Source organism: Bifidobacterium stellenboschense (assembly GCF_000741785.1).
GTDB lineage: Bacteria > Actinomycetota > Actinomycetes > Actinomycetales > Bifidobacteriaceae > Bifidobacterium > Bifidobacterium stellenboschense.
Genome location: NZ_JGZP01000011.1, coordinates 1 through 12,664, shown reverse-complemented (window position 1 = coordinate 12,664; position 12,664 = coordinate 1). Strand labels below are relative to the sequence as shown.

The following is a 12,664-nucleotide window of genomic DNA, read 5'->3' as shown; positions in this document are numbered from 1 at the left end:
CGTCCAGTCTAGCGTTATTTTCACGTCACGCGCCCGTGCGTCTCCCGCGAATCGCGCGTCGCAGGTCGCCGGCGGTGCGGTAGAGTGCATGCGTAACGATTGCGGCGCGGGGCGCGCCGATGCCCGAGACGATCGAGAAAGGTCCCTGATACCCATGGCGAAACGCATCGTATTGGCCGATCCGCGCGGATTCTGCGCCGGCGTGGACCGGGCGATCCTCACTGTGCGCACGATCCTCAAGGGTTCGCACGGCGCGCCGGACGGCGATCTGCCGCCCGTGTACGTGCGCCGGCAGATTGTGCACAACAAGCATGTGGTCGAGGATCTCGCCTCGCAGGGCGCGGTGTTCGTCGAGGAGCTGGACGAGATCCCCGACGAGGCCGCCGCCGCTGGCGTGCCGGTCGTGTTCTCCGCGCACGGCGTGTCGCCCGCCGTCAAGGCGGAGGCGAAGGCGCGCGGGCTCAACGTGGTGGACGCCACCTGTCCGCTCGTCGCCAAGGTGCACCGCGAGGTGCTGCGGTTCGCGCGTTCCGGCTACGAGATCGTCTACATCGGTCACAAGGGCCACGACGAGGCGGTCGGCGTCGTGGGGGAGGCCCCGGAGCACGTGCATCTGATCGAGCACGAGCGCGACGTCGAGGGGCTGGACTTCACGCCGGACACGAAGCTCGTGCTCCTGAGCCAGACCACGCTGAGCGTCGACGAGACGGCCGGCACGATCGCCGCGCTGAAGGCCCGCTTCCCGTGGATCGAGATGCCGCCCAGCTCGGACATCTGCTATGCGACCTCCAACCGCCAGGCCGCCGTCAAGCTCGTCGCCGAACGCTCCGGATGCGTCGTGATCGTGGGGTCGGCGAACTCGTCGAACTCCGTGCGCCTTGTCGAGGTCGCACAGGAGGGGCTGGGGGAGCGCGGCCGCGCCCACCGGGTCGACGACGCCGGCGACCTCGACCCCGCATGGTTCGAGGGCGTCGAGGCGGTCGGCGTCTCCTCCGGCGCGTCCGTGCCCGAGGAGTACGTGGACGGCGTGATCGCCGCGCTGCGGGAACTCGGCTACACGGACGTCGAATCGGTGGAGACCACCAAGGAGACGATGCACTTCGTGCTGCCTGCGGAACTCCGCAGGCAGCCTTCGCGGTAAACCGCTCACTTCGCCTACGGAAAGCCCACTGGGCTTTCCACCATACGGCTCAGTACCATACGGCTCAGTCTGCGGAACTCCGCAGGCGATAGGATTCTCCGGCGGCGATGCACAGGACCGTCACATCGCGTTGGTAGGGTATTGGCAGTCGAAATCAACCCCGAGGAGATGGAATACCTTATGTGCGGAATCGCCGGATTCGTCAACGACGACCCGATCGACGTCAAGTGCCCGGTCATCAAGCGGATGACCGACATCATCGCCCACCGCGGACCCGATTCGGAAGGCAAGTACGTGGACGAGCACGTGGCGCTCGGCCACCGGCGCCTGAGCATCATCGACCTCGGCGGCGGCCAGCAGCCCATCTACAACGAGGACGGCAACCTCGTCATCACGTTCAACGGCGAGATCTACAACTACCAGCCGCTGCGCGCCCAGCTCATCGAGGCCGGGCACACGTTCACCACCGAATCCGACACCGAGGTGCTGCTGCACGGCTACGAGGAGTGGGGCGTCGAGCTGCTGCAGAAGATCCGCGGCATGTTCACCTTCGTGATTTGGGACAAGACCAGGAAGGAGCTGTTCGGCGCGCGCGACCACTTCGGCATCAAGCCCTTCTACTACGCGAAGATGAACGGCACGTTCATGTACGCCTCCGAGATCAAGAGCCTGCTGCAGCACCCCGACTTCGTCAAGGAGCTCAACCGCGAGGCGCTGAAGCCGTACATGACCTTCCAGTACCCGCCGTTCGCCGAGACCTTCTTCAAGGGCGTGTTCAAGCTGCCCGAAGGCCACTACTTCACGTACCGCGACGGGAAGATGGACATCCACCGCTACTACGACGAGCGCTTCCGCGAGTCGGACGTGACCCTCGACCACCTCGTCGACACCATCGACGACACGGTCATGGGATCCGTCAAGGCCCACCAGATCGCCGACGTGGAGGTCGGCTCGTTCCTCTCCTCCGGCGTGGACTCCAGCTACGTGGCCGCCGTGGCCCGACCGCAGCACACGTATTCGATCGGCTTCGGCAAGGGCACCTACAACGAGAGCCAGCAGGCCGGCGAACTCGCCGAGATCCTCAAGCTCAACAACACGGCCGAGGCACTGACCGACGAGGAGGCGTTCAGCGCCTTCCCGCAGATCCAATGGCATCTCGACGAGCCCGACTCCAACCCGAGCTGCGTGCCGCTGTTCTTCCTCTCGAAGCTCGCCGCGCACGACGTCAAGGTCGTGCTCTCCGGCGAGGGCGCCGACGAGCTGTTCGGCGGCTACATCGACTACGGCGTGCACACGAAGTCGAAGGTCATCAAGGTCGTCACCCGCTGGCTCACCCACCTGCCCGCCGGAGCCCGCCACGCCATCGCCCGCTGGTGCAAGGGCAAGACCTTCCACGGCGCATGGCACCTGTACGCGAACCTCGCGCCCGCCGAGGAGAGCTTCATCGGCCAGGCCCGCGTGTTCGAGGAGTCCGAGTCCGACCGCATCCTGAAGCCCGCGTACCGCAAGGCGCCCAGCGTGCAGAGCATCGTCGACAAGACCTACGCCCGCATCGAGGGCAAGGGACTGAGCGAGCTCAAGAAGAAGCAGTACCTCGACATGCACCAGTGGATGCCCGGCGACATCCTCCTCAAGGCGGACAAGCTCACCATGGCCCATTCGCTCGAGCTGCGCGTGCCGCTGCTCGACAAGGTGCTCATGGGCGTCGCCGAACAGGTGCCCACCAAGTGGCTCATCAACGACGAGAACACCAAGTACGCGTTCCGCCAGGCCGCCGGCCGCCACCTGCCCGAGGAGTGGAAGAGCCGCGAGAAGCTCGGCTTCCCCGTGCCGATCAAGAAGTGGCTGCGCGAGGAGAAGTACTACAAGCTGGTGCGCTCCGTGTTCGAGCGCGATTACGTGAACGAGTTCTTCGACCAGGACGCGATCCTCAAGATGCTCGACGACAACTACGCGGGCAAGACCGACGACCGCCGCCGCATCTGGACCATCTACACGTTCCTCACCTGGTACGACGTGTACTTCGTGCACGACGGCTCCAAGCCGGCCGTGCTCGACCTGGGCGACTGAGCGCCGTTCATCGGAAGGCTTGACCGCGACCGCGGTCAAGCCTTCCGGCTATCATCAGTGCGGTTTGTGTGCACACACAGGTTGGACCAATCCATGCTGTCCATACTGTCGGGAGGGCGGCGCGCGGGACAGGCCCCGCGCCGCGCGGTTACGCGACAAGAACAAACAGAATCAATCAAGAGAGGTTTCGATGGCGGTTCGCGGTGATATCCGTAATGTGGCGATTGTGGCTCACGTCGACCACGGCAAGACCACGCTGGTGAACGCGATGCTCCAGCAGTCCCACGTGTTCAACGAGCGCGAGGAAGTGCCGGATCGCGTGATGGACTCCAACGATCTGGAACGCGAGAAGGGCATCACCATCCTCGCGAAGAACACGGCCGTCGAGTACACCGGCCCGCTGGCCGCCAAGTACGGCCACCCGGAGGGCATCACCCTCAACATCATCGACACCCCCGGCCACGCCGATTTCGGCGGCGAGGTCGAGCGCGGCATCTCCATGGTCGACGGCGTCGTCCTGCTCGTCGACGCCTCCGAGGGCCCGCTGCCGCAGACCCGTTTCGTGCTGCGCAAGGCGCTCGAGGCGAAGCTGCCGGTCATCCTGTGCGTGAACAAGGTCGACCGTCCGGACGCCCGCATCGAGGAGGTCGTCGGCGAGACCTCCGACCTGCTGCTCGGCCTGGCCGACGACGTGCAGCACGAGGGCATCGACCTTGATCTCGACCAGCTGCTCGAGATGCCGGTCATCTACTGCGCCGCCAAGGCCGGCTACGCCTCCGCCAACCAGCCGGAGAACGGCGGGCTGCCGGACAACGACAACCTCGAGCCGCTGTTCGAGGCCATCATCTCCAACATCCCCGCCCCGGAGTACGAGGAGGGCGCGCCGCTGCAGGCCCACGTCGCCAACATCGACTCCTCCGACTTCCTCGGCCGTCTCGGCCTCGTGCGCATCTACAACGGCACGCTGGAGAAGGGCAAGACCTACGGTCTGAGCCGCGTCGACGGCTCCATCGAGAACTTCCGCGTCGCCGAGCTGCTGCGCACGCAGGGCCTCGAGCGCCAGCCCGTCGAGTCCGCGGGCCCCGGCGACATCGTCGCCGTCGCCGGCGTCAACGACATCATGATCGGCGAGACCATCGTCGACCCGAACGACCCGAAGCCGCTGCCGCTCATCCACGTCGACGACCCGGCCATCTCCATGACCTTCGGCGTCAACGACTCCCCGCTGGCCGGCACCGAGGGCAAGGACCACAAGCTCACCGCCCGCATGATCAAGGACCGCCTCGACCGCGAGCTCATCGGCAACGTGTCCATCAAGGTGCTGCCCACCGACCGTCCGGACGCTTGGGAGGTCCAGGGCCGCGGCGAGCTCGCCCTGGCCGTGCTCGCCGAGCAGATGCGCCGCGAGGGCTACGAGCTGACCGTCGGCCGCCCGCAGGTCGTCACCAAGAAGATCGACGGCGTGGTCAACGAGCCGATGGAGAACACCACCATCGACGTGCCCGAGGAGTACATGGGCACCGTCACCCAGCTCATGGCCGACCGCAAGGGCCGCATGGACGGCATGACCAACCACGGCTCCGGCTGGGTGCGTCTGCAGTTCACCGTCCCGTCCCGCGGCCTCATCGGCTTCCGCACCGCGCTGCTGAGCGCCACCCGCGGCACCGGCATCTCCTCCTCCATCTCCGCCGGCTACGCGCCGTGGGCCGGCCAGATCACCATCCGCCAGAACGGCTCGATGGTCTCCGACCGCCAGGGCGTCGCCACCCCGTACGCCATGCAGCGCCTCCAGGCGCGCGGCAACTTCTTCGTCGAGCCGCAGTCCCCGGTGTACGAGGGCCAGGTCGTGGGCGTGAACAACAAGCCCGACGAGCTGGACGTGAACATCACGCTCGCCAAGCACATGACCAACATGCGCTCCTCCACCGCCGACGTGCTCGAGACGCTCACCCCGCCGATCAAGATGAGCCTCGAGGAGTCCCTCGACTTCGCGAACGAGGACGAGTGCGTCGAGGTCACCCCGGAGTCCATCCGCGTGCGCAAGATCATCCTCGGCCGCGAGGACTGGTACAAGTGGCGCGCCAAGCAGCGCCGCCAGAACGCCGCCCAGCAGGGCAAGTGACGAAGTGACGCAGCACGTGAAGACCACGGCCGACTCCGACGAGCGGCCGTGGTCGCACCGGTTCGGCCCGTTGGGCCGGACCGCCGTCACGCTGCTCGCTGGCGCGGGCGCCGCGTTCGTCGGCACGCTCGCGCACCGCATGGGCGCGGCCGTGAACATCCCCTACGGGCTTCTGCTCGCGTTCCTCATCGTCGCCCTGTCCACCTATTGCGCCCGCGCGCGCCAGGGCGTGACCGGCCTCGCCCTGCATCTCATCGTCTCGTCGGCCGTCGCATGGGGTCTCGCCCTGTTCGGCGGCCCGGGCGGCGACACGCTCGTGGTCGCCGGCTTCAGCACGCCGACCACGTTCTTCAGCCAGCACGCCGGCTACATCTGGCTGTACGGCGTGATTCTCATACAGGTCGCCATGCTGGTCCTGCCCGCATCATGGTTCCGCATCCCCGCCCCGAAAGGCGAATGACGGTACAGTGGTGTCCTATGACACGCGAAACCCTGTTCTATCTCGGGCCGGAAGGCACGTTCACGCATCAGGCGGCCATGGAGGCCGCCGCGCAGCTCGCGGATGAGACGGCGGGGAAGACGGGCTTCGACCTCGTCCCCCTGCCCGACGTCCCCGCCATCATGGAGGCCGTCCGCTCCGGCCGCGGTCTCGGCGTCATCGCGTGGGAGAACAACGTCGAAGGCTACGTCGTGCCGAACCTCGACGCGCTCATCGACGCGGGCGACGTCGCCGGTCTCGCGCGCGTGCGCGTCGACGTCGCGTTCGACGCGTTCACGCGACGCGGCGACGACCCGTTCGCCGCGCGCGACGCCGCCGGAACCGTCTCCGACGCGGATTCCGGCGTGATTCCCGTCAGCGCGCACCCGCACGGTCTCGCCCAGTGCAAGCGCTTCATCGTCGACCATCATCTGACGCCCACGCCCGCATCGTCGAACGCGGCCGCCTGCCGCGACCTCGAGCCGGGAGGCGTCGCGCTCGGGCCGCGCATCTGCGGCGAACTCTACGGGCTCGACACGCTCGCCGCACGCGTGCAGGACTTCGCGGGCGCGCACACCGACTTCCTCGTCCTCGGCAGGCGCGACGACGTGCGCGCGTCGAACGACCGCGCACGCGCGCGCGACACCGACTTCGAGACGATCATCACGTTCATTCCACTCGTCACCGGCCCCGGCGTCGTCGCCAACGTGCTCGACATCCTGCGTGACGCGGGACTCAACATGACGAGCTTCATGTCCCGTCCGATCAAAGGCGACGACGGCACGTACAGCTTCATCGACACGCTCGACGCCGCGCCGTGGGAGCCGCGCTTCCGCGACGTGCTCGCCACGCTCGCCGCGCACGGCATCTGGCTGAAGACGCTCGCCGTCTACCCGCGGCGCGAACGCTCCAACCCGCCCGTCGAGGCGTGGCGGCTGCCGCAGGGCGGCGTGCACCTCGACGCGACGCGCATCAGCGACGACTGGCGGGAGACCGAGACCACGAGAAGGGAACTGCTGTGGTAGACACGACCATCACGACCGCTACGACCGCCGGCCAATCCGCGCATGCGTCCGCCGGGCCTATCGGCATCATCGGACTCGGCCTGATCGGCGGCTCGCTCGCCCGCAGACTCGTCGCCCGCGGCATCGACGTCGTCGCATGGAACCACCGCCCCCACCCGTACGCCGAGGCAGAGAAGGCGGGCATCCGCTGCGTGCCGACGCTCGACGCGCTCATCGCCGCACGGCCCTCGACGATTATCCTGTGCAATCCGCTGAAGGCGATGCCCGCCATCCTCGCCGTGCTCAAACCCCTGATCGACGGAACCCCCGGCCTCGACGTGACGCTCACCGACGTGGGCAGCGTCAAGGGCATGGTGCGCGACCAGGTGAAGGCCGCCGGGCTCGGGAGCCGCTACGTGGGCGCGCATCCGATGGCCGGCAACGAACTGTCCGGCTGGGCGGCCGCCGACCCGCACCTCTACGACGACGCCCTGTGGGCCATCACCGTCGACGGGACGACCGACTACGCGCGCTTCCTCACCGTCGCCTGGCTCATCACCGCCGGCGTCGGCGACCGGGTGATCGTCCTCGACGACGACACGCACGACAGGGCGGCCGCGCTCATCAGCCACATGCCGCACGTCGTCGCCACGGCGATGGTCAACACGCTCGTCGCCAGCCCCGACCGCAACATCGCGGCCGCGCTCGCCGCGGGCAGCTGGCGCGACATGACGCGCGTCGCCCTGACCGACCCGGACCGCACGCGCGCCATGGTCGAGGAGGACGCGGAGAACGTCGAACGGCTGCTGCGCGACGTGGCCGCACGGCTGCTCACGGTCGCGAACCTGCTGCACGACGAGCGGGACGAGCGCGACATCGCCGTCGAATCACAGTCGCGGACCGACATGCTCGGCTTCTTCGCCGAAGGCCAGCCGTTCCGCGACTACAAGGCCGCCCAGCGCGCCATCGCCGCGCAGACCGCGCCGGCGGGGGAGCGGCATCCATATGAGACGGTCGAACTGCGCATCGACCCGACCGGCGACTGGCGGGGCGAACTACTCGCCTCCGCGCGACGCGGCGAGCACATCATCGCCTTCGACGGTCCCGGCGCCGCCCGTGCCGAAATCCGTTCCGCCGTGTGATCGGAGTTTCCCTCCCCGGGAGGGGAGGGTGCCGGCACCGCCGGCGGGTGGGGTGCCCGGGTCCGTCGTCTCCTGCCCTACGGCCTTGTCCGCGGCCGCTCCGGCACCGGTTTCAGCGTGGCGATCGTGTCCGCGTCGATCGCCACGTGCTGCTGCGGGCGTGAGCCGTTCGCGGCCGCGTCGCGCGACAGTTCGAGCGTGCGCCCGTCCCAGCCGAGCACGTGGCCCACATAATCGCGGAACTTGGTGCGCCCGTCGGTCGGATCCACGCCTTCGATGACGCGCACGACGATGCGTGCGCCCGACGGTATCTGTCTCGGCAATGCCATGATGCCCTCCCCAAACGGCGTTGTTTCGGCGGCCGCGGCCATTCGCGCCGCCCGGTCTTTCCACTGTACGCGCGTCGCCCGTCCGCCGCGCGTACCGACATGCCGTCAGTCCGTCGCCACGGCGTCGAGCACCGGCACCTTCAATGCGCGTCGAGCCGGCGGCAGCGCGGCCACGATGCCTACGAGGATCGACGCGGCGAGGAACACGCCCAACTGCCCCCACGGGATCGACAACCGTTCCAAGCCGTTCGACGCATACACCTCGCGGATCACCGCGCCCGCCGCCACGCCCACGACCACGCCGAGCAGCGTGCCGAGCATGGCGATCAGCGACGCCTCGATGGCCAGCATGCCGCGCACCTGGCCGCGCGACGTGCCCACCGCGCGCAGCAGGCCGATCTCGCGCGTGCGCTCCGACACGCTCAGGGCGAGCGTGTTCACGATGCCGAACACGGCGATGACGATGGACAGGGCGAGCAGCGCGTACAGGATGATGAGGATCTGGTCGACCATCGTGGACATCGAGGATTTGAACTCGTCGCGGTCCTGCACGTTGATCACGTAGAACGGCTTGACCGCCTTGACGAGGCGCTTCTTCACAGTGGCCGTGTCGGCGCCGTCGCGCGCGTTGACGAACAGCATGATGGTGAACATCGTGTTCTCGTTGTTCACCCGTTCGGCGAGGTCGTCGTTCATCAGCACCATCGACCGGTAGACGGAATTCTCGATGATCGCGCCGACCTTCACCTTCACATGCGTGGTCTCGGTCGTCGTGCGCACCAGCGTGGACGGGTCCACGTCCGCGGCGTCCTCGGCCGCCCGCCGCGCCTCGTCGGCCTTGGCCTGCGCGCCGTCCGCGTCGCCCGCTGCGGCGAGCTGCTGCGCCTGGGCCGTGAGGTCGGCGGTTTTCGCCTCCGCCTGCGCCCGGTAATCGGCCTGCGCCTTCGCGGTGGCCTCTTCGTCGACGACGACGCGTCTGCCGTTGACACGCACCGTGTCGCCGACCTTCCAGCCGTTGTCCTGCGCGACGGTGAGGCCGACGACGAGCTCCCCGCTTTTAAGCGCCCCGTCCGCGTCGCCCGCATTGGTCACGGGGGCGAACACCTTGGAGAACAGGGACGGCTGCTCGGCGAACGTCATCGCCTGTGCCGCGTCCTTGCCCGAACCGTAGGTGACGCCCATGAGCATGCGGCTTTGCGACACGGAGGCCACGCCCTTCGTCTTCCTGATCGCCGAGACCGCATCGTCGGGGATGCGCCCCGAGGACGCGGACATGGCGGTGAAATCGGATTTGAGCCCCGTGTCGACGATGCCGGCGACCGAGGCCTTCGCCGAGGAGGCGACCACCGCCAGGCAGCTCACGATCGCCACGCCGACGAACAGGGCGGCCGCCGTGTTCGCGGTGCGTCGTTTCTGCCGTGCGAGATTGCGCGTGGCGAGGCGTCCGGTCACCGGGAACACGAGCGCGGGCAGCCAGCCGAGCACCGTGCCCGCGGGGGCGACCAGCGCGGGGGAGAGCACGATCACGCCCACGACGATCAACGCCGCGCCCGCGCCGAGCGGCCAGCCCGCGCCCACGCGTTCCGCCAGCGCGTTGAGCGGCGCGAACGGCGTGGGATCGCCCGTGTCGCCGGCGCGTGCGACCGCCACGCAGTACGCCCAGCACGCCGCGCCGAGCACGACCATCGCGACGCCGGCGACGCCACGCGGCAGGACCGGCTTCTCCGGGTTCACGGTCTCGTTCATCGCCTGGATGGGCGGCGCGGTCGCGGCGCGGCGTGCGGGAAGCGCCGCCCCGACGAGCGTGACGGCCAATCCGACGGCGAGGCCGACGAGCATGTCCGTGGGGCCCGGCGTCGCGGCGCCGGTCATCGGCGTGCCCGCCTGCGCGAGGCCGAAGACGATGAGGCGCACCATGCCCCAGCCGAGCGCGATGCCCGCGCCCGAACCGACCAGGCCGAGCAGCAGCGCCTGCACGACGACCGTGGAGAACACCTGGGCGGGGGAGGCGCCCACCGAGCGCAGCAGCGCATAGCGGCGCATCGATTCGCGCACGATCATCGAGAACGTGTTCGCGATGATGAACGAGCCGACGAACAGCGCGATGACGCCGAAGATGAGGATGAGCGGCTGGATGAAGCCCAGCTGGTCCTTGATGGACCGCGAGTATTCGTCGCGCAGCCGGTCGCCGGTGATCGCCGTGGCCTTCGACCCCTTCGGCAGCGCCTTCCTCACGCGCGCGGCGAGTTCGCGCTGCTGCGCGTCGTTCAGCGGGCCGCCGCCGTCGGCCGAACCGTACACGGTGATGTACTGCGTGACCCCGATCTCGCCGGTCTTCTCCTGGACGACCTCCCTGGCCACCGACGGGGCGAGCCCGATGATGATCGCGCCCGCCTGGGAGACGTCGGTGTCGAACACGCCGACCACCTTCACGTCCTCGGGTCCGGACGGGTAGACGAGCTTCGTCGTGTCACCCACCCCGAGGCCCGCCGTCTTGGCGGTGAACGCGTGCAGGGCGATTTCATGCCGGTTTCTCGCCCACCGGCCGTGCTCCAGCCGGGCCGACCTCCACGTCCCCTTTTCCAGACCGATGCCCATCGTCGGCGAGCCCATCGAGGAGACCGCGTTGCCGTCCTTCGCGACGAGCACGAGCGTGCCGGACGTCGAATAGGTGACCCCGGCCCTCGCGACGCCCGCGACCTTGGCGACGTCGTCCACGAGCGAGACGTCGATGTCGTTGTAGGTCTTCAGGGACGAGGACGAGCCGTCCGAGCCGGTCGCCGTCGCCGCGGAGGCGTCGTCCTTCCTCTCCGCGACGCCGCGCACGTACACGTCGGCGTCGGTGTTCGAGCCGAGCATCTGGTCCACCTGGTCGTTCATCATCTCGCGGAAGCAGAACGAGCCGACCACGAAGGACACGCCGAGGGCGATGGCGATGATCGACATCACGAAGCGCGGCAGGTGCGCGCGGGCGTCGCGCAGGCCGATGCGGATCATGCGCCGGCCCCCGCGCCATGCGCGTCCGCCGCCTGCGCGGGACCGTTCTCCCGGTCCTCGTCGCCTTCGGTGGCGAACACGTCGAGGATCTTCTCGTAGGAGGGGTGCCTCAGGTCGCGGGTGATGCGCCCGTCGGCGAGCACGAGCACGCGGTCCGCGTACGAGGCGGCGCGCGGGTCGTGCGTCACCATCACGATGGTCTGGCCGTACTCGTGCACCGAATCCTTGAGGAAGCCGAGCACCTCGCGGCTGGAACGCGAGTCGAGGTTGCCGGTCGGCTCGTCGGCGAAGATGACCGACGGCCTGGCCATGATGGCGCGGGCGCAGGCGACGCGCTGCTGCTGGCCGCCGGACAGCTGACTGGGACGGTGCGACAGGCGCGGGCGCAGTCCAGTGACGTCGACGACCTTGTCGAACCAGGCGCGGTCGATGGGCCGTTTCGCGATCTGCAGCGGCAGCAGGATGTTCTCCTCGGCGCTCAGCGTGGGCACCAGGTTGAACGATTGGAAGATGAACCCGATCCGCGTGCGGCGCAGTTTCGTGAGCTGCCGCTGGTTCATCGACGAGACCTCGAGCCCTTCGACCACCACGCGGCCCGAGGTGGGCGTGTCGAGGCCGGCCATGCAGTGCATGAGCGTGGACTTGCCCGATCCGGACGGGCCCATGATGGCGGTCATCTCGCCACGCGTGAACGAGACGTTCACATGGTCGAGCGCCACCACCCGCGCGTCGGCGTCCCCGTAGGCCTTCGTCAGGTCGATGGCCCGCGCGACCGCGTCCGGCGCCGTCCCCGGCCCGTCGTCGACCCTGTCCTTCAGCGCCGCCACCGATGCGGCCGAATGTCGTGCCATCTTGCCCCGTTTCCCCGTGTTGCGAACGGTTATAGTCTATCCGAAGGCGGCCGTCGGGCCGCCGGCCGCCGCGGGCGGCCCGGGAGACAGGGAAAGGGGACCCCATGCGGTTCGACGGTCAGCTGCGCGCGTTCCTGGCGTTCCTCGGCGCGAACCGCGGCCTGAGCGCGAATACGCTCAAGGCGTACGGCGCGGATGTGGGGGAGTGCCTGCGTCTGCTCGAGACGCTCGGCGTCGAGGACCTCAACGAGGTGACGCTCGAGGACCTGCGTGCGTGGATGGCCCGCGAATCACGCTCGCACGCCCGTTCCAGCATGGCCCGCAAGACCGTGTCCGTGCGCCGTTTCTTCTCGTGGGCGCGCGATCACGGGGTGACGGCCTCGGACCCGGCGGCGATGCTGATGACGCCGAAGATCCCCGACACGCTGCCGGCCGTGCTCACCGAGTCGCAGGCCGAGAAGCTGATGGACACGGCCGACGACGATGCGCGCGCCGGCGGCCCCGGCGCGGTCGCGGACGATGACGCCGGG

General features: G+C 68.7%; 10 protein-coding genes. 7 read left to right on the top strand and 3 right to left on the bottom strand.

The window, feature by feature from the left end:
• Positions 1-154 precede the first annotated feature (154 nt).
• From BSTEL_RS04205 to BSTEL_RS04180, 6 genes are all read left to right on the top strand, one after another.
• Entirely contained in the window at positions 155-1,141 is a 987-nt protein-coding gene (locus BSTEL_RS04205) for a 4-hydroxy-3-methylbut-2-enyl diphosphate reductase (protein WP_034527508.1), read from the top strand.
• 180 nt (positions 1,142-1,321) lie between these two features.
• Entirely contained in the window at positions 1,322-3,211 is a 1,890-nt protein-coding gene (gene asnB, locus BSTEL_RS04200) for an asparagine synthase (glutamine-hydrolyzing) (protein WP_034527506.1), read from the top strand.
• A 190-nt stretch (positions 3,212-3,401) separates the two neighbouring features.
• Complete coding sequence (gene typA / locus BSTEL_RS04195) at positions 3,402-5,333, top strand: translational GTPase TypA (protein WP_034527503.1); 1,932 nt, start codon at positions 3,402-3,404, stop codon at positions 5,331-5,333.
• A 4-nt stretch (positions 5,334-5,337) separates the two neighbouring features.
• Complete coding sequence (locus tag BSTEL_RS04190; protein ID WP_238567620.1) at positions 5,338-5,793, top strand: alcohol dehydrogenase; 456 nt, start codon at positions 5,338-5,340, stop codon at positions 5,791-5,793.
• A 17-nt stretch (positions 5,794-5,810) separates the two neighbouring features.
• Positions 5,811-6,836 (top strand): prephenate dehydratase, encoded by a 1,026-nt coding sequence (locus tag BSTEL_RS04185; protein ID WP_034527502.1) that lies wholly within the window; start codon positions 5,811-5,813, stop codon positions 6,834-6,836.
• 8 nt (positions 6,837-6,844) lie between these two features.
• Positions 6,845-7,957 (top strand): prephenate dehydrogenase, encoded by a 1,113-nt coding sequence (locus BSTEL_RS04180; RefSeq protein ID WP_084686116.1) that lies wholly within the window; start codon positions 6,845-6,847, stop codon positions 7,955-7,957.
• 77 nt (positions 7,958-8,034) lie between these two features.
• Here BSTEL_RS04180 and BSTEL_RS04175 read toward each other — a convergent pair whose 3' ends face one another.
• The 3 genes from BSTEL_RS04175 to BSTEL_RS04165 form a co-directional block, all read right to left on the bottom strand.
• Positions 8,035-8,286, bottom strand: coding sequence for a DUF6725 family protein (locus tag BSTEL_RS04175; RefSeq protein ID WP_034527796.1), 252 nt, complete (start codon positions 8,284-8,286; stop codon positions 8,035-8,037).
• 105 nt (positions 8,287-8,391) lie between these two features.
• Positions 8,392-11,283 (bottom strand): ABC transporter permease, encoded by a 2,892-nt coding sequence (locus BSTEL_RS04170; RefSeq protein WP_034527499.1) that lies wholly within the window; start codon positions 11,281-11,283, stop codon positions 8,392-8,394.
• Positions 11,280-12,134, bottom strand: coding sequence for an ABC transporter ATP-binding protein (locus BSTEL_RS04165; protein ID WP_051922841.1), 855 nt, complete (start codon positions 12,132-12,134; stop codon positions 11,280-11,282). Before BSTEL_RS04165 ends, BSTEL_RS04170 begins: the two co-directional genes overlap by 4 nt.
• Positions 12,135-12,238: 104 nt before the next feature.
• Between BSTEL_RS04165 and BSTEL_RS04160 the strand changes: the two genes are divergently transcribed.
• Positions 12,239-12,664 (top strand): site-specific integrase (locus BSTEL_RS04160; RefSeq protein WP_162178977.1); only part of this gene is annotated, 426 nt, incomplete at its 3' end.